The following is a 16,341-nucleotide window of genomic DNA, read 5'->3' as shown; positions in this document are numbered from 1 at the left end:
GCCGGATTAAAATCCCATGGCTGTGGTTCTTTTTTTAAGCGAGTGATTGTGCCATGATAGTCATGGGGGCGATTGAGAGATGTTTAAGGATTTTAAGCTCATAGCCGGACGGCCGGTGTATATACAAATTAAAGACTATATGAAGCACTTAATCATAAAAGGCGGTCTGCAAGGCAATCAAAAGCTGCCCTCCACAAGAGAGCTCAGCACACTGCTTAAGGTTAGCCGTAACTCAGTAATCTCTGCTTATGCAGAGCTTGAGGATGATGGATTTGCGTATGCCGTGCAGGGTCAGGGAAGTTATGTGGCACCTACACCTCCCGGCAGTGAAACAATCTCTTCCTGGACGATGGACTGGAAGACGCGTATCAATGATCATGCGCGGCTGGCGGAGGATCTGGATATCATGAAGCGCGGCATACGAGCGGAGAAGGGGACGATCTCCTTCACGAGCATCGCACCTGATGAGAGTCTTTTTGATCTAGATAATGTGAAACGCTCCTTTATGGATCGTATGTCGGTGGAAGGCAACGTCTTACTAAATTATGGATATGCCAAAGGGTATAAGCCTTTAATAGACTATTTGAAGCAGTACATGGAGCACAAAGGCGTTGAAATGAAAGGCAAGGATATATTGATCACCAATGGCTTTACAGAGGGATTCGATATTGTATTGTCTGCACTTAGCAAAAAGAATGGTTCGGTCATCTGTGAGAATCCAACGCATCATACGGCGATCAAAAATCTGAAGCTGAATGGCTTTGAGATCACCGGGATTCCTATGGAGCGTGATGGGATTGATCTGGTTGAGCTGGAGAAGGCATTGCAGGAGCAAGCTTTTGACTGTGCCTACTTTGTCCCTTCTTATCATAATCCGACCGGCATTGTAATGTCTCCCGAGAAAAGACAGAGGCTAATGAAGCTGATGAACCGGTACCAAATACCAGTGATCGAGGATGGTTTTAACGAGGAGTTACGCTATTCGGGCTCACATGTGGCTCCACTTATCGCAGCAGCAGGGAGCGGCAACAGCGTGATCTATCTAGGTAGCTTCTCAAAGGTATTATTTCCAGGACTACGCGTAGGCTGGGTGTTGGCAGATCAGGAGCTGATCAATTCTCTCGAAAGCGTCAAGCGCGCACGTACCATTCATACCTCGACGCTGGATCAATCCATTTTGTATCAATACTTATTGGGTGGCCATTTAGAGAAGTATTTGAAAAAAGCCAGAGCGGAATATAAACGAAAATATGAATTAACCCTGCAATTCTGTAAGGAGTTTATTCCTTATACGGCGTTATCAGGGGATGGCGGATTGCATCTTTTTGTAACCTTCGCGGAGGGTTTTAATACAAGGACGCTGCTAGCGGCCTGTCATGAGCAAGGGGTTATTTTTACAGCAGGAGATATATTCTTCACAGACGGTAAAGGTCAAAATACGATACGGATCGGTTTCTCCAGAGTGACGGATGAGGATATCCGCAAGGGGATCGAGATTATTGGCAGAACAGCACGACAACTAATGGGATAAAGAGGTGCTTGAGATGAAGATGAAGGTAGGCGTAATTATGGGCGGGGTGTCCTCAGAGTATGAGGTATCCATGAATAGCGGTAGAGAGATTTTGAAGAATCTAGATCCCAATAAATATGAGGTTACTCCAATAGTGATCACCAAGCGTGAAGAGCTTATTGAGCAGGCAAAAGGAATCGATATCGCGCTGCTTGCGCTCCACGGAGCTTACGGAGAGGACGGTACGGTTCAGGGGACGCTGGAGACGATGGGGATTCCTTATACGGGTAGTGGCGTTTTGTCTAGCAGCATTTGTATGGATAAAGATCTTTCCAAAAAGCTTATGCGCTGCTCAGGCGTCAATACGGCGGATTGGCTGTGCTGGGATAGTATGAAGGATTATTCTCAAGAAGCCGTAGAGCGGATTGGATATCCTGTTATGGTGAAGCCATGTGCAGGCGGTTCGAGTATCGGTATGGAAAAGGTGAGCAGCAGCGAGGAGCTGTTGAGCGCAGTAGAGAAGGCTTTTGCTTGTGATCAGTCGATTCTGATCGAGAGCTACATTCAAGGCCAGGAAATCACTTGCTCTATTCTAAATGGAGAGATGCTGCCCGTTTTGGGAATCACCTCGGCGCATGCGGAGTGGTTCGATTACAGTGCGAAATACGAAGATGGCGGGGCAGACGAACGGGTCATTGATCTACCAGCTGAGGTGTATGAGCGAGTACGTGATGCAGCCTTAACTTGCTACAAAGCACTAAAATGCAGCGTGTACGCAAGGGTGGATATGCTCATTAAGGATGGTATTCCATATGTGCTGGAGGTGAACACATTACCGGGCATGACGAAGGCGAGTCTTTTACCAAAAAGCGCGCAAGCGGCAGGTTACACCTTCAGCGGACTGCTGGACGAGATCATTTCCCTTTCCCTAACAGAAAAGAGTCCGAAAGAAGAGGTGCTCAGTCATGCATAATGAATGGATTACTCCGCGTGTACGGGAGATTGCTCCCTCGGGGATTCGGGCTTTTTTTGACCTAAGTACAGGGAATCAGGATATTATATCGCTTGGTGTAGGCGAGCCTGATTTCGTTACACCGGAGCATGTAAGAGCTGCCTGTATTCGTGCTTTGAATAATGGGGAGACGATGTATACACCAAATTCCGGCTTGTTGGAGCTTAGAGAAGAGATCGCCTCTTATCTGCACACAAGCTTCAATCTCCGCTATGAGCCAACTAACGAGATTATGGTTACAGTGGGGAGCAGTGAAGCCGTGGATTTGGCTCTGCGGGCCTTTATTACACCCGGGGATGAGATTATCGTCCCTTCTCCGAGCTATATTGCGTATTCGCCGATTACTCATTTGAACGGTGGGATTACGGTAGAGGTTGAATCTTCAGCCGAGCAGGGTTTTAAACTTACTCCTGAAGCGTTGCGGCAGGTGATTACCCCGCGTTCCAAGATTCTTATGGTGAATTTTCCGACTAATCCTACAGGAGCAGTAATGACTTACGAGGATTGGATACCCATTGCACAGATTGTAAAAGAGAATAACTTACTTGTCATTTCAGATGAAATCTATGCCGAGCTAACCTATGATAGTCAGCATGTAAGTATTGCCTCTCTTCCTGGGATGTTGGAACGAACGATTGTCATTAGTGGCTTCTCCAAAGCCTTTGCGATGACTGGCTGGAGAGTAGGCTATGCTTGTGGTGATCAGGAATTAATTGCTGCGATGCTCAAAATCCATCAGTACACTGCGATGTGTGCTCCAATACTAGGTCAAATCGCTGCCATTGAATCACTGCGGAACGGTATGGAGCATAAGGACCACATGAAACGATGCTTTGATGAGCGAAGAAAGCTGCTGGTTAGTGGATTTCGATCTATTGGTTTACCGTGCCACGAGCCGGAGGGTGCATTTTATGTCTTTCCTTCCATCGCTAATACCGGAATGAAGTCAGAAGTTTTCGCTTTGCAGCTGCTCAAGGAGGTTGGTGTTGCTGCGGTTCCGGGGCATGTGTTTGGAGTGGGTGGAGAAGGGTATATTCGCTGCTCTTATGCAGCATCCCTACAAAAATTGACGGAAGCGCTGGAGAGAATCGAAGGATTTATGAAAGTGAAGTTGTAATTCTAGTGGTCCCCATCTATCATAGATGGGGGCTTTTATGTGTAGATAAGATAGAATAGGTTATACGGATATCTTTAATTGGAGGTTAAAATATGATTTCATCTATTCAAGAAGTAATTAAACGAATCACACCAGCGGATGAACAGTCTTTCCTAAAGGCGGAGCACCGCTTGAACATTCTAACTAAACCACCGGGCAGCCTGGGACAATTGGAGACGCTGGCCGTTAAGCTCGCCGGAATTTCGGGTACGGAGCAGCCTAGTTTCACCAAACGAACGGTAGTTGTTATGGCTGCCGATCACGGTGTATGCTGCGAGGGAGTTAGCGCGTTTCCACAGGAAGTCACAATGCAGATGGCCTATAATTTTCTCAGCGGAGGAGCGGCTGTGAATGTACTGGCACGCCAAGCTGGGGCTGAGGTAAAGTTCGTAGATATCGGTGTTAACGGCGACCTTAGTCATGAGGATCTGATTGATTGTAAAGTGCGCCGAGGAACGGATAATATAGCCGTGGGACCTGCGATGAGTCGTGAAGAAGCGATGAATGCTGTGCTTGTAGGTATAAGAATCGCACAAGAAGCGATTGAGAACGGGACAGAGATTTTTATTACAGGTGAAATGGGCATAGGGAATACAACGGCTAGCGCAGCTATTCTGTGTGCTCTAAAAGGAATACCACCTGAAGTAGCCGTTGGAAGAGGAACGGGAATTGATGATGAACGTTTACTACATAAGATTGCAGTTGTGGAACGCGCTTTAAAGGTGAATCAGCCGAATCCGGCAGATCCACTGGATGTATTGTCCAAAGTAGGGGGACTGGAAATCGCCGGTTTGACGGGTCTGATTCTTGGCGCAGCTGCTGCCAGGGTACCTGTCATTTTGGATGGTTTTATTTCGGGTGCGGCAGCTCTTGTGGCGAAGGCGCTTGCGCCAGAATCCATTGCTTATATGATAGGCTCCCATTTATCTGGAGAACAAGGACATAAGCTGATGCTGGAGCGGCTTGGGCTTGAACCGTTGTTTAACCTGGGTCTTCGTTTGGGTGAAGGAACTGGAGGCGTATTGTCCCTTCATTTAATTGAGGCGATATGCCGCATTTTGAGCGAAATGGCCACCTTTGAAAGTGCAGGCATCTCTGGAGCTGGGAAACAATGAGTATTCTTGTAACGGGAGGGGCGCGTAGCGGGAAAAGTGGTTTTGCAGAAAAACTGATGTCGTCGCTGGCAGATCAGGCCTTCTATGTTGCAACCGGACAAGCGTTTGATGATGAAATGAATGAACGGATTGCACTGCATCAGCAACAGCGCTCGCAAAGCGGATATGCTTGGGAGACGTTAGAGGAGCCTTATGATTTGCCAGATCTTCTTAAGCGCTTATCTGGTGAAAAGGCGGTTCTCGTAGATTGTCTAACGTTGTGGTTATCGAATGTACTGCTAGCCATGGAAGGATTTACGGATAGGCAAGAGCTGATTGAGAGCGAGATTACAAGACTTGAAGACAGTGTACACACATTTCAAGGAAACCTCATTTTGGTCACTAATGAGGTTGGAGATGGTATTGTTCCGGAGTATGCGCTTGGCCGATTGTACCGTGATCTGGCAGGACGTATGAACGCGCTGCTTGCTCGGCAATGCGAGCAGGTTTTTTTAGTGACTGCGGGCATTCCAATTGAACTCAAGAGCAGGGAGTATCGTTTATGAGGGAGCGCAGGGATGCTGCCGCGGCTGCCTTTCAGTTTTTGTCCCGGTTTCCTGTAAAGAGTGACCCTGGATTTTCTCCTGAGCTGCTGCGCCGAAGTGTGCTGTTCTATCCTGTGGTGGGTGCAGCTATCGGACTGTGCGTAGCTGCTGGGGCAGCTTTGACGGGTTGGATTTTACCGGCTTGGCCAGCAGCTGTTATTACCCTCATCTTATGGGTAGGACTTACTGGCGGCCTGCATCTCGATGGTTGGATGGACAGTGCGGATGGTCTGCTAAGCTACCGACCGAGGGAACGGATCCTGGAGATTATGAAGGACAGCCGTGTGGGTGCGATGGGTGTGCTCGCCTGCGTGCTGCTCTTGCTGTTAAAGGCCTCTTTAGTGGCAGCATTAATCGAAGGCTACGCCTATTACGAGCTGCCACTGCTCTTGCTGCCAGCGATCTGGAGCCGCTGGTATATGGTGCGGGCAATGGTGCGTTATCCCATTGCCCGCGGGAACGAGGGGCTGGCCGCGAGCTTCGCCGGCCTCGCTCCCTCGCATGAGCGGCGCGCGCTGGCGATAGCCGCGCTGCTCTCGCTAGCCGCAGCCGGTGCGCCTCTGGCGCTCGGCGCGGGCATAACCGCGTGGCCGCTGCATCTGGCGGCAGCGTTACTGCTGCCGGCTGCGGCCTTGGCCAGCGGCACCGTGGCTGCGCGGCGGATTAGCAGCCGGCTCGGCGGGCTCACCGGCGATGTGTACGGCGCGCTGAATGAACTGCTAGAGGCTGTGCTCCTACTAGTATTAGTGCTGCTCCAGCACAATTTCATGTGAGTCGCTCTTGCGGGTGACGCATAGTAACCAGCTCGCTCAATCTGATTTTATACTCTATTGATGCCTTTGGTTAGCTATTTGGTGGCCCGATTCTTGCTTGTACAGATACTTGCTAACCGTGATGACGTTGTATCATATTTTGCGAATCATTTGATATTTTTAGAGTTCAATAGGAAAGAGGGATGACATGGTTGCTGCCATTCTACTATTTGTAATTGCCGGCCTTGCTGAGATCGGAGGTGGATACTTAGTATGGTTATGGCTAAGAGAATCAAGACCTCTCTGGTACGGTTTGGTAGGTTCTTTGATTCTGATAAGCTATGGCATCATCCCTACGTTGCAGAAGTTTCCGTCCTTCGGAAGAGTGTACGCAGCCTACGGCGGGGTGTTTATCGTGCTCGCTGTGTTATGGGGCTGGCTAGTAGACAAGAAAACACCCGATGTATATGACTGGGTTGGTGCTGTTATTTGTGTGATCGGCGTTTCGGTCATTCTTTGGGCGCCAAGACACTAACAAAACAACCCGTTCAACACTTTCGTGTGAACGGGTTGTTTTTATTTAAGCCTAAGCTTTAGATCTTAAATTGTTGCACAGCTTCCTGAAGCTTCTTAGCCTGCTCATATAGATGCTGCACGGTTACTGCATGTCCTTCAAGCTCTATACGTTGGCGCTCGGAGTTCTCGGATAGTGTGTCCGCACTTTCTTGGGATCTTGAAGTGATTTGTGCGGTTTCCTCGACGGAAGCACTAACTTCTTCTGTACTTGCTGAGATTTGCTGCGTAGCCGCAGATACGGATTGAATATTCTGATTGATGCTTTGGATCAGAATCAGAAGGTGATTGAAGGCATCGCCCGCTTCTGCCACCTTGCCTACCCCGGAGGCTACCTCAGAATTCACATGGTTCATCTCAGTAACGGAGCGATTCATATCTTCCTGAAGTCCGAGTAGGAAATCACGAATCTGCTCATTCGCATTACGGGATTGTTCGGAAAGCTTGCGTACTTCTCCGGCAACCACGGCAAATCCGCGTCCATGTTCTCCTGCACGTGCTGCTTCGATCGAAGCATTGAGCGACAGCATTTGGATTTGCTTCGTAATTTCAGTAATGCTATGAACGACTTCTCCGATCATTACTGAACGTTCATTCATAACTTGTAATTGCTCCAGCGACTGCAGGGAGGCACGTTCAACATGGCGCATTTGCAGAACGGCACTTTGGGCAATCTCATTACCGCCAATGGCTTCAGCGGAAGCTTCACTGATCTGCTCAGTGACTTCGGTGGCTGCTGAAGCAATATGCTGAATGCCGAAATTGATTTCTTCCATAGCTTTTGAATTATCTAGAGCGCTGCTCGCGATGGTCGTACTACCTTTGCCAATTTCTACAACAGATGTACTAGAGTGGTCTGCCATTTCATTTAAGACCTCAACACGTTCTCTTAAAGAATTGGAATCGGTGACCACAGTATTTGAGGTGACGAGTACATGTCCGATCATTTCTTTTAAGCGCAGGGTCATTGCTTGGAAGCTTCTGGACAGTTGAGCTACCTCATCACTGCCTTTAACCGTTAATTCCTCTGTGAAATCTCCCTCTGCGAGACGGGCACTGTAAGCTGCAAGCTTTGAGATAGGACGAGTAATCCGCATACTCATAAACCAGGCACCAGTTGAGCCTATGATCAGCGTTAGCAGAGTGATCCCGGCACTGGTCCACAGAATACTGTCTGTTTTTTCTTGAATAAAGCTTACATCACTGCTGATTCCGATAACCATCGTACTTCCGGGAATTCCGATATAAGCTGACTTATGTACACCATGCGAGTCCTTGTATGTATCGCTTAGTCCGCTCTTTCCTTTAAGAGCTTGCTGCATTGCAGAGGACACCTTAACAATTTCCTCCGGCTTTAATTTTGCATCATGATCTACAGACAGAACCTCAGCTTCCTTGCCTTTTAGATTGAGTAGAAAAATAGTCTCAACCCCATGCTGCTTTCTCTTATCCTGGAAATAGAATTCAAGATTGGTGGCTGCTTGTTCGTTCTTCTTTAGTGCTTGCTGAGCATGCATTGTATTTATATTCTTATATACGTCCTGAGCAGCTGCAGTTAGAATTTGATTGATTTGTGGCATGACATAGCTGTTGAAAATACTGGTGGATATAAAGTAGAAGCTGGTACTTAACAAAAGAGACGTGAGTAATAGAACTACAAATAATAAACGCGTAAATCTGCGACTGATCGACTGCTTGAAACGAAACATATTGTTCTCCCCCTTTTTATGGGCAGTGAAGCCCCATTTCTTTATATCCCTACCGACTGCTAGTGACTGGCAACCTGCAATATATTCCATAGTTATGTAATATATCAACTAAATGGATCGGGAATGAAGTGTTTGATACTATTCTATAGAATTAACCTCTGGATGAATAGTGAAAGTTTTAGTTTATAGAGCATATTTTTCTGAAAAAGATGAATTATTACTGACACTTTTATTTTTAGTTAATAAAAATGGGTATAAATACCCATTTCATAAATTGTTTATTTTTATGGATTGTTTGACGACAGTGTGATAGAGTATTAATGTTTTGTTCCAAAAATTAATGTAAGCCGCGGTTCGTAACCATCCCGCGTAAACAAAACTAGGAGGAGTTTAAGCAATATGTTTAATTTGATGTGGGGAGTTTTATTTGTTGTTGTCAATTTTGCTTTTTTTCTACTCTGTTACCGCCTGTTCGGCAAAAGTGGAATGTATGCCTGGGTAGGTATCGCTACTGTAATTGCAAACATTCAGGTAGCTAAGACGATTGCTATGCCATTTGATATCGTGATGACACTCGGAAATACGATGTATGTCACTTTGTATATGACCAGCGATTTGCTTAATGAGAAGTACGGAAGAGCAGAAGCACGTAAAGCGGTTTGGTTTGGCTTCTTCACCTTGCTTATGACGACAGTCATTATGCAAATGGTACTAGTATTTAAGCCGCAAGAGACCGATATTGCTCAGTCTTCTTTGGAGACGATCTTTGGTCTGATGCCTCGACTAGCGTTGGGTAGTCTAACTGCTTACTTCATTAGTCAGTTCCTAGACGTTCGGTTGTACTCCTGGATTCGCAAATATTACAGCACCTCAAGTCAGTTGTGGATTCGTTCCAACGGCAGTACGATGGTTAGCTCCTTTGTGGATACACTAATCTTCTGTACCATTGCATTTGCTGGGTTGTATAACTGGAGTGTGTGGTTTGAAATTTTGCTTACAACGTATCTAGCCAAATTCTTACTAACCGCAGTAAGCACACCTATCTTATATATCGCCCGAACTTTTACTTTTGCTGAAGATGGAATACCATCATCCGCTCATAAGAAGGAATAAACAACAATACAGCCAGCGCGTACCGATCATAATCGATGCGCGCTGTTTGATTTTTTCAGTCGTAAGAGGGCTCAATCGTTCCATATAAATATGTACATAAAATTAATATAAAGCTAAAATAAGCTATCGTAGCCATTCTAATTGTATCCCGAGCGAAGAGAGTGTACATAATCGGTAGTCACAGAAATTACGAATAGGTGTGGTGAAGGATGAATCTAGTAGTTCCTATACTCCGTCATGCAGCGGAACAGCCCGACAGCATTGCCTTAACCCATGACCAAGCAACTCATACCTATGCAACATTAGTGCAAGCGATGCGGAGAATTGCCAATGGTCTACAGCAAAAGGGCCTTAAGCATGACAAAATCGCTATTTTATCTACGAATCGCATTGAATTTGTCGAGGTTTTCTTGGGGGCTATTTATGCAGGCTGCGTTCCCATTCCTTTAGATCCCAAGTGGAGTGCAAATGAACTGCGGGTTATTATAGAGCAGTGCCAGCCGACAATGATTTTTGCCGAGCCGGAAGCTGCAAAGAATTTGGTCTTCAAGGACCAAGCAATCCCAACGCTGACTTTTTCAAATGAACGAACAGGTTCCTATGATCAGTGGTTGAAGGCTCAGAAGCCAGAAGCTGAATTGGATGAGACGAACGAGTTATTATTTATCGGCTTTACTTCAGGCACAACGGGGCTACCCAAAGGATATATGCGTACCCATTTATCGTGGTTAAAGAGCTTTGAGGTATCGAGTGCTGCCTTTGAATTGGACGCTATAAAGGATGTTTTAGCACCGGGTCCGTTTGTGCATTCGCTGTCCTTGTTCGCTGTAATGCAGAGTCTGTATGGTGGAGCAAACTTTCATATTACGCAAAAATTTAGCGCCACACAGGTGTTAGAGCTGTGCAGGCAGATTCCGGGTGTGGTGTTGTTTGTTGTACCGACAATGCTTGAATCCATGATGCAGCAGGCTGTTCCTGGGCAGACGCAGATTGATGCGATTATTAGCTCAGGTGCAAAGTGGTCGGAGTTGTCCAAAAAAAGGGGCATAGAAGTGTTCGCTGGAACGCGTCTCTATGAATCCTATGGTTCCTCAGAAGCGAGTTATATTAGTTATTTGGATGTTCTGGAAGAGCATAATCCGAACTCTGTAGGCAAGCCCTATCCCGGAGTGCAAATTTCCATTTGTAATGAAGAGTTCCGTGAAGTCCCTACGGGGGAGATTGGGCAGTTATATGTGCGAAGTGATATGATATTTCTAGGCTACCATCAATTGCCGAAGGAGACCGCAGCAGCTTTTCGAGAGGGATGGCTTGTGTTGGAGGATTATGTTTATCAGGATGAAGCTGGTTATTTATATCTGGCGGGTCGCTTGAAAAATAGAATCATCTCGGGTGGGCTGAACGTTTATCCAGAGGAAATAGAGCGAGTACTGGAGCATCTTCCGGAAATACAAGAAGTAATGGTGCTTGGTGTCCCTGACGATTATTGGGGAGAACAGCTGGCAGTCCTCGTGAAATGGAATGGTGCAAAGCATTTATCTATAGACGAAATAAAGAATTATTGTCGCCAGTATTTAGCAAGTTACAAAGCGCCGAAGCAGCTGCTGACAGTTGATGAGTTTATCTATACAAGCAGTGGCAAAATTGCCCGGCAAGCGATGAAAGACTATGTGAAAAGAGCGATGGTATGATAGAAGCAGTAATTGTTATGGCAAAACGTACACCGATTGGCAGGATGGGCGGCTTATTAAGTACATTTGAGCCGGAAGCATTACTGGCGCCGCTTATTCAGCATATTGTGGCAGAGACGAATCTGCCCGTCGATATGATCGATGATGTGATTATTGGAAATGTGGTCGGTCCGGGTGGAAATATTGCCCGGGTAGCTGCGCTTGAAGCGGGACTGCCTGTTTCGGTTCCGGGCGTTACTGTGGATCGGCAGTGCGGTTCTGGGCTAGAGGCCATTAATATAGCAGCACGGCTTATTCAAAGTGGCGCAGGTGAGATTTATTTAGCGGGCGGTGTTGAGAGCACGAGTCGTGCCCCTTGGAAAATGGCTAAGCCCCAAACCTTGATGGGGGTTCCGCAGCTATATACCCGTGCTCATTTTACACCTAGCGCTTACGGTGATCCGGATATGGGAATTGCTGCGGAAAATGTAGCGCGGAAGTATGGGATTTCGCGAGAAGAGCAGGATCAATATGCCTTGAAAAGCCATCAGAAGGCCGTTCATGCTCAGCAAAGTGGTAGGTTTCAGCAGGAGATTGTACCTCTTCTGGTTGAGGGGGAGTGGGTGAACACCGACGAATGTCCGAGGGCTAATACGAGCCTGGACAAGCTGCGAAAGCTACCTTCAATCTTTGAAGAAAAGGGCACTGTCACCGCTGGAAATGCCTGTCCTATTAATGATGGGGGGGCGCTTCTATTAATGATGTCCCGTGAGAAATGTCGGCAACTCAAGCTTAAACCTATCCTGCGTGTCGTAGATGCGCAAGCAGCAGGTGTAGATCCGAATTATTTAGGTATGGGCCCAGTTCCAGCTGTACAAAAGGTGTTACATCGTCAACAGCTGACCATAGCAGATTTAGATATCGTAGAGTTTAATGAAGCCTTTGCTTCACAAGTTCTAGCCTCACTGAATGAGCTTCAAATCCCACAGGAAAAGGTCAATCTTGGAGGAGGCGCATTAGCCATCGGTCATCCATATGGGGCGTCCGGAGCGATTTTAATGACGCGTTTATGTGCTGAAATGCAGCATACGCCTTATCAAAGGGGACTTGCCACTTTGGGCATTGGCGGCGGGTTGGGGCTGGCAACGCTTGTGGAGGTTACAGAATGAACAGTGTCCGACATCAGATTCATATGTCTGCTGAGCGGATTTCAGATTATGCACAGAGTATTGCAGCACCCTTGCAGACGATAAATGGTAATCTAATTGCTCCTTCTACGATGCCTATTATTTTCTGGCAGGCCTTCGATATTCCTTGGCTTAGCAAGGGAGAGCCTTTGCTTCACGGCAGTCAGAGATTCTCATATCAAGCTCCGATTACGGCAGGGATGACGTTAGATTGTGAATTAGCATTAACGAGCAAGGTGCAAAAAGATGGCCGGCAGGGCAAGCTGACCTTTTACACACATACGCTGGTTTGTAAATGTGAGGACGAGCTTATAGTCACCGCAGAAACGGTGTTAATTCGGGTAGGTGATGATCATGATGAGAAAATGCATAACGGCTGAGGCCATCCGGCAATATGCAGCAGCTTCCCAAGATCTGGCCGCTATTCATCTAGATGAGGATGCTGCAGCTGAGGCTGGATTTAATCGGCCCATTGCGCATGGGATGTATCTAATGGGATTAGCCCAATCCTTATATATCGAGGCGCATCAGGCACAGTGGATCACTCAATATGATATGAAATTTCATAAGCCTATAGAGGTCGATAATGTCGTGATTTTTGATTTTTCGGAGGATGACTGCATGGTTAAAGTGACCCTTACAACAGAAGCTGGCGATGTTATTGCTTCGGGAGCTTTTTCAGTGAAAGAGGTGTAGTGATGAACAAAGTAGCCTTAATTACTGGAGCAACCAGAGGGATCGGGCGTAGTATTGCCGTGCAGCTCGGCAAGTCCGGTTATATAGTAGTTGTAAATGGTACAAAACAAGTCTTAATCGATGAGGTTGTCCACGAGATTCGTCAGGCGGGTGGTGAGGCATCAGGATACTCTGCTAATGTAGCAGATCCAGTTGCGGTCACTGCAATGGTGGATGAGGTTATTACACGGTATGGCCGTATTGAGGTATTGATAGCTAACGCTGGGAATTTGCAGGATCAGAAATGTCTAATGATGACGGATGAAGAGTGGAAGGCTGTGCTGGATGTGCATCTAAATGGCACCTACTATAGCATTCAACGCGTACTTCCATATATGCGCCAGACAGGTGGCGATATCCTGTTGATGACCTCTACGGCTGGACTAACAGGTTCTGTGGGTCAGGTGAATTATAGTGCAGCCAAAGCTGGAATACTTGGAATGACGTGGACACTCGCAGCGGAGCTGAAACGTGATGGAATTAGGGTCAATGCGATTTCACCAGCCGCTTTAACAGATATGACCAGACCTGTCATTAATCATTTGAAAGCGAAACATGCCAGTCTTAATGAACCGTTCCCAGACTTTTGGAAAATAGGTGGCCCGGAGGATATTGCTTCCTTTGTGACTGCATTATTGAGTGAGTCTGACGCGGATTTAACCGGTGAAATCTTTGCTGTGAATGGATCAAAAGTGACGAAATGGGAGAAGCCTGCACCTGCATTTTCCGAGAACAGCATTGGGGCATTTTTCGCTACTTGGCATCGTCAAAAGGGGAGTGAATAAATGCTTACCTTCGATCAAGTTCATTTTTATTATAAAAAGGGTCAGCCTGTCCTAGAGGATATCAGCTTTACGATAGAAGCGGGGGAGTTTGTGGCGATTGTTGGCGCGAATGGCTCTGGCAAATCCACCATTGCAAAGCTCATGGACGGACTGCTGCTGCCGCGAAAAGGATCGGTACAATTTAAGGGTCTAGATACCACAAATCCAGCTGACCTTGCAGATATTCATCAGCAAATCGGTTTTATTTTTCAGAACCCAGAGGATCAATTTATCACCACAACCGTTATGGATGAGGTGCTTTTTGGTTTGGAGAACATCCGTGTGCCAAGGGAGGAAATGCGCAGCCGGTTGGAGGATGCCTTGCAGGCCGTTCATATGGAGGATTATCTGGATGCCATGCCACATCAGCTCTCTGGAGGTCAGAAGCAACGTGTCGCTATTGCGGCTATATTGGCGATGCGCCCGCAAGTCATTATTTTTGACGAAGCCACCTCTATGCTTGATCCTCAGGGAAGGCAGCAGGTGCTTGCCATTATGCAAGAGCTGCATCGTCAAGGTCTGACCATTATTCAGATCACTCACCATATGGAGGAAGTGCTTTCAGCAGAACGATTATTACTCCTGCATCAAGGGCGACTTGAGTATGATGGTGCTCCACTGGCTTTTTTTGAAACGATGCCTGTTGCGGACTATCAATTACAACTGCCTTTTGCCGTGCGTGTACATGCATTGCTCCATTCAGAAGTGCCGCCAACAGCCGATTGGAAGGGGATAATTCGATCACAATGGTCTACAAATTAGATAATTTAAGTGTAAACTATGCTGATCATGTGGCTTTGCACAATATAAACTGTACCATTACTGCGGGCAAATGGATTTCGATCATCGGTCCCACGGGTGCAGGAAAGTCTACCTTTGTCAAAGTGCTGAAGGGTTTGATTCCCACCGTAAAAGGAGACTATTGGATTGATCAGCAGCCTGCTCCCAGAGATGCCAAAGGACAATTAAAGGTGGTCCCGGAGCTGGGCTTCGTGTTTCAATATCCAGAGCATCAGCTATTCGAAACTACGGTGCAAAAGGAGCTTTCTTTTGCTCTGAATCTGCAGGGTGCTTCACGCCAGCGAATCACGGAGGCGATTGAAAGGATTTTACCGCAAGTGGGTCTGTCAGAGAGCATTCTCCCGTTAAATCCATTCCAATTAAGCGGTGGAGAAAAGCGCCGTGTGGCCATTGCCGCCGTGCTGATGACGAATCCGAAGCTGCTAATTTTGGATGAACCGACAGCGGGGCTAGATCCAGCTAGCCAAGTATCTTTGCTGAAGCTACTGAAGACTTGGCAGCAACAAAATCAGAGTACCATTCTCTTCGTTTCGCATCAGATGGAGGATGTTGCTGAGTACTCGGATGAGGTTTTGGTTTTTCATAAAGGTCAGCTAGAAGGACATTTTGACCCCAGAACACTATTTATGGAAAAGGAAGAATTATTGGTGGAGCTGGGCTTGTCCATGCCTGAACCCATACAGCTTTTGAAGCTAGTAGAGGAACTATCTGGCCAAAAAATAGAGGTTGCTAGCTGTAAAGAGCAGGATATCTTCGATGCTGTTCAGCCAATTTGGCATTCGAGGGGGCGTCTACATGGCTGATTCCGTAATAGTGGGTCAATATGTGGAGACGCATTCGATTTTCCATCGTTTAGATCCTCGTATAAAGCTTGTTAGTATCGTGATTCTCATGCTTAGCTTTCTGATGCTTGGAACATGGCTTAGCTATGCAGTTGCAACCGTTTTTGTATTCGGAATTTTGCTGCTGTCGAAGGTTCCTATTCATTTCTTCTGGCGGGGGCTGCGGCCGTTATTATTTGTTTTGCTGTTTACCCTTCTGTATAATGCTGTGTTCACCAAAGGAACGATCCTCTGGTCTTGGTCCTTTATTGAGGTAACTGAAGAGGGACTGCGAACAGGATTACGTTTCGTTTGGCGTATAATATTGCTCATCTTATTAGCCTCAGTATTAACGTTAACTACTAAACCGCTAGACTTAGCGTATGGTCTTGAAAAGCTGCTTGCTCCTCTATCCAAAATGGGGGTACCCGTAGAACAATTTTCCTTAATGATAGTGATTGCGATCCGTTTTATTCCTACCATCAAGGAGGAGCTTGATCGTATTCTGCTCGCACAAAAGGCTAGAGGTTATGATCTTGCAGCATTATCACTGCCTAAACAGATATTTGCTTATATCCCGATCATTATTCCTTTGCTCTTCACGACGATTCAACGTGCTGAACAGCTAAGCTATGCGATTGATGCACGTGCTTATGGAAATGGTAAAGGAAGAACTTCTTATAGGGTATTGCAATTTCAGAAAATGGATTATCTGGCAGGGGGAATTGCTCTTTTATTTGCTGTGATTCTGCTGTGGTTAAAGATAGGAAAGGTGTAGA

Annotated in this window: 17 protein-coding genes and 1 riboswitch; of the genes, 16 read left to right on the top strand and 1 reads right to left on the bottom strand. The window is 46.6% G+C overall.

Features of this window, described 5'->3' with window-relative positions; all coding sequences use genetic code 11:
• Positions 1-79 precede the first annotated feature (79 nt).
• The 7 genes from pdxR (at position 80) to ACFWMP_RS08450 (ending at position 6,664) form a co-directional block, all read left to right on the top strand.
• Positions 80-1,531 carry a MocR-like pyridoxine biosynthesis transcription factor PdxR gene (gene pdxR, locus ACFWMP_RS08480; RefSeq protein ID WP_379423035.1) on the top strand — a complete coding sequence of 484 codons (1,452 nt, stop codon included), beginning with the start codon at positions 80-82 and terminating at the stop codon, positions 1,529-1,531.
• 19 nt (positions 1,532-1,550) lie between these two features.
• Positions 1,551-2,483, top strand: coding sequence for a D-alanine--D-alanine ligase (locus tag ACFWMP_RS08475; protein ID WP_379423566.1), 933 nt, complete (start codon positions 1,551-1,553; stop codon positions 2,481-2,483).
• Positions 2,476-3,639: an aminotransferase class I/II-fold pyridoxal phosphate-dependent enzyme gene (locus ACFWMP_RS08470; RefSeq protein WP_379423033.1), complete on the top strand. Its 1,164-nt coding sequence runs from the start codon at positions 2,476-2,478 to the stop codon at positions 3,637-3,639. Before ACFWMP_RS08475 ends, ACFWMP_RS08470 begins: the two co-directional genes overlap by 8 nt.
• Positions 3,640-3,731: 92 nt before the next feature.
• Positions 3,732-4,793 (top strand): nicotinate-nucleotide--dimethylbenzimidazole phosphoribosyltransferase, encoded by a 1,062-nt coding sequence (gene cobT, locus ACFWMP_RS08465; RefSeq protein ID WP_042185625.1) that lies wholly within the window; start codon positions 3,732-3,734, stop codon positions 4,791-4,793.
• Entirely contained in the window at positions 4,790-5,338 is a 549-nt protein-coding gene (cobU, locus tag ACFWMP_RS08460; protein ID WP_042185626.1) for a bifunctional adenosylcobinamide kinase/adenosylcobinamide-phosphate guanylyltransferase, read from the top strand. The genes cobT and cobU overlap by 4 nt, the downstream gene beginning before the upstream one ends.
• A complete protein-coding gene (gene cobS / locus ACFWMP_RS08455) occupies positions 5,335-6,150 on the top strand; it encodes an adenosylcobinamide-GDP ribazoletransferase (protein WP_379423030.1) in 816 nt (271 codons plus the stop codon). The genes cobU and cobS overlap by 4 nt, the downstream gene beginning before the upstream one ends.
• Positions 6,151-6,337: 187 nt before the next feature.
• Positions 6,338-6,664, top strand: a complete 327-nt coding sequence (locus tag ACFWMP_RS08450; RefSeq protein WP_042185628.1) for a YnfA family protein — start codon at positions 6,338-6,340, stop codon at positions 6,662-6,664.
• Between the two features lie 58 nt (positions 6,665-6,722).
• On the opposite strand, the gene ACFWMP_RS08445 is transcribed toward ACFWMP_RS08450, so the two are convergent.
• Complete coding sequence (locus ACFWMP_RS08445) at positions 6,723-8,411, bottom strand: methyl-accepting chemotaxis protein (RefSeq protein WP_042185629.1); 1,689 nt, start codon at positions 8,409-8,411, stop codon at positions 6,723-6,725.
• A 343-nt stretch (positions 8,412-8,754) separates the two neighbouring features.
• A riboswitch (PreQ1 riboswitch) is annotated at positions 8,755-8,800 on the top strand.
• Positions 8,801-8,810: 10 nt separating this feature from the next.
• On the opposite strand from ACFWMP_RS08445, the gene ACFWMP_RS08440 reads away from it, so the two are divergent.
• The 9 genes from ACFWMP_RS08440 to ACFWMP_RS08400 all read left to right on the top strand — a co-directional run bounded on the left by ACFWMP_RS08440 (position 8,811) and on the right by ACFWMP_RS08400 (position 16,340).
• Positions 8,811-9,524: a queuosine precursor transporter gene (locus ACFWMP_RS08440; RefSeq protein ID WP_379423027.1), complete on the top strand. Its 714-nt coding sequence runs from the start codon at positions 8,811-8,813 to the stop codon at positions 9,522-9,524.
• 209 nt (positions 9,525-9,733) lie between these two features.
• The gene (locus ACFWMP_RS08435; RefSeq protein WP_379423025.1) at positions 9,734-11,215 is read left to right on the top strand and encodes an AMP-binding protein; all 1,482 of its coding nucleotides are present in this window, start codon (positions 9,734-9,736) and stop codon (positions 11,213-11,215) included.
• A complete protein-coding gene (locus tag ACFWMP_RS08430; RefSeq protein WP_339245715.1) occupies positions 11,212-12,363 on the top strand; it encodes a thiolase family protein in 1,152 nt (383 codons plus the stop codon). The genes ACFWMP_RS08435 and ACFWMP_RS08430 overlap by 4 nt, the downstream gene beginning before the upstream one ends.
• A complete protein-coding gene (locus tag ACFWMP_RS08425) occupies positions 12,360-12,761 on the top strand; it encodes an FAS1-like dehydratase domain-containing protein (protein ID WP_379423022.1) in 402 nt (133 codons plus the stop codon). The genes ACFWMP_RS08430 and ACFWMP_RS08425 overlap by 4 nt, the downstream gene beginning before the upstream one ends.
• Entirely contained in the window at positions 12,736-13,077 is a 342-nt protein-coding gene (locus ACFWMP_RS08420; protein ID WP_379423020.1) for a MaoC family dehydratase, read from the top strand. Before ACFWMP_RS08425 ends, ACFWMP_RS08420 begins: the two co-directional genes overlap by 26 nt.
• A gap of 2 nt (positions 13,078-13,079) precedes the next feature.
• On the top strand, positions 13,080-13,901 hold the full coding sequence (locus tag ACFWMP_RS08415) for an SDR family NAD(P)-dependent oxidoreductase (RefSeq protein ID WP_379423018.1): 822 nt from the start codon (positions 13,080-13,082) through the stop codon (positions 13,899-13,901).
• Entirely contained in the window at positions 13,902-14,702 is an 801-nt protein-coding gene (locus ACFWMP_RS08410) for an energy-coupling factor transporter ATPase (RefSeq protein WP_379423016.1), read from the top strand. It begins immediately after the preceding gene.
• Complete coding sequence (locus tag ACFWMP_RS08405) at positions 14,687-15,544, top strand: ATP-binding cassette domain-containing protein (protein ID WP_379423014.1); 858 nt, start codon at positions 14,687-14,689, stop codon at positions 15,542-15,544. The genes ACFWMP_RS08410 and ACFWMP_RS08405 overlap by 16 nt, the downstream gene beginning before the upstream one ends.
• Positions 15,537-16,340, top strand: coding sequence for an energy-coupling factor transporter transmembrane component T family protein (locus ACFWMP_RS08400; protein ID WP_379423012.1), 804 nt, complete (start codon positions 15,537-15,539; stop codon positions 16,338-16,340). The genes ACFWMP_RS08405 and ACFWMP_RS08400 overlap by 8 nt, the downstream gene beginning before the upstream one ends.
• The last annotated feature ends 1 nt before the right edge of the window (position 16,341 follow it).

It is taken from the genome of Paenibacillus sp. NPDC058367, from assembly GCF_042723305.1.
GTDB lineage: Bacteria > Bacillota > Bacilli > Paenibacillales > Paenibacillaceae > Paenibacillus_AQ.
Note: the sequence above shows the minus strand (reverse complement) of the source record. Positions and strands in the feature narration are given on the sequence as shown.

What these genes read in the sequence shown, in the direction of transcription:
- cobT (WP_042185625.1), top strand. Translation starts at nt 3,732, where the DNA reads ATGATTTCATCTATTCAAGAAGTAATTAAACGAATCACACCAGCGGAT.
- ACFWMP_RS08430 (WP_339245715.1), top strand. Translation starts at nt 11,212, where the DNA reads ATGATAGAAGCAGTAATTGTTATGGCAAAACGTACACCGATTGGCAGG.
- ACFWMP_RS08450 (WP_042185628.1), top strand. Translation starts at nt 6,338, where the DNA reads ATGGTTGCTGCCATTCTACTATTTGTAATTGCCGGCCTTGCTGAGATC.
- cobS (WP_379423030.1), top strand. Translation starts at nt 5,335, where the DNA reads ATGAGGGAGCGCAGGGATGCTGCCGCGGCTGCCTTTCAGTTTTTGTCC.
- ACFWMP_RS08420 (WP_379423020.1), top strand. Translation starts at nt 12,736, where the DNA reads ATGATGAGAAAATGCATAACGGCTGAGGCCATCCGGCAATATGCAGCA.
- ACFWMP_RS08410 (WP_379423016.1), top strand. Translation starts at nt 13,902, where the DNA reads ATGCTTACCTTCGATCAAGTTCATTTTTATTATAAAAAGGGTCAGCCT.
- ACFWMP_RS08445 (WP_042185629.1), bottom strand. Translation starts at nt 8,411, where the DNA reads ATGTTTCGTTTCAAGCAGTCGATCAGTCGCAGATTTACGCGTTTATTA.
- pdxR (WP_379423035.1), top strand. Translation starts at nt 80, where the DNA reads ATGTTTAAGGATTTTAAGCTCATAGCCGGACGGCCGGTGTATATACAA.
- ACFWMP_RS08470 (WP_379423033.1), top strand. Translation starts at nt 2,476, where the DNA reads ATGCATAATGAATGGATTACTCCGCGTGTACGGGAGATTGCTCCCTCG.
- ACFWMP_RS08425 (WP_379423022.1), top strand. Translation starts at nt 12,360, where the DNA reads ATGAACAGTGTCCGACATCAGATTCATATGTCTGCTGAGCGGATTTCA.
- ACFWMP_RS08440 (WP_379423027.1), top strand. Translation starts at nt 8,811, where the DNA reads ATGTTTAATTTGATGTGGGGAGTTTTATTTGTTGTTGTCAATTTTGCT.
- cobU (WP_042185626.1), top strand. Translation starts at nt 4,790, where the DNA reads ATGAGTATTCTTGTAACGGGAGGGGCGCGTAGCGGGAAAAGTGGTTTT.
- ACFWMP_RS08400 (WP_379423012.1), top strand. Translation starts at nt 15,537, where the DNA reads ATGGCTGATTCCGTAATAGTGGGTCAATATGTGGAGACGCATTCGATT.
- ACFWMP_RS08415 (WP_379423018.1), top strand. Translation starts at nt 13,080, where the DNA reads ATGAACAAAGTAGCCTTAATTACTGGAGCAACCAGAGGGATCGGGCGT.
- ACFWMP_RS08405 (WP_379423014.1), top strand. Translation starts at nt 14,687, where the DNA reads ATGGTCTACAAATTAGATAATTTAAGTGTAAACTATGCTGATCATGTG.
- ACFWMP_RS08435 (WP_379423025.1), top strand. Translation starts at nt 9,734, where the DNA reads ATGAATCTAGTAGTTCCTATACTCCGTCATGCAGCGGAACAGCCCGAC.
- ACFWMP_RS08475 (WP_379423566.1), top strand. Translation starts at nt 1,551, where the DNA reads ATGAAGGTAGGCGTAATTATGGGCGGGGTGTCCTCAGAGTATGAGGTA.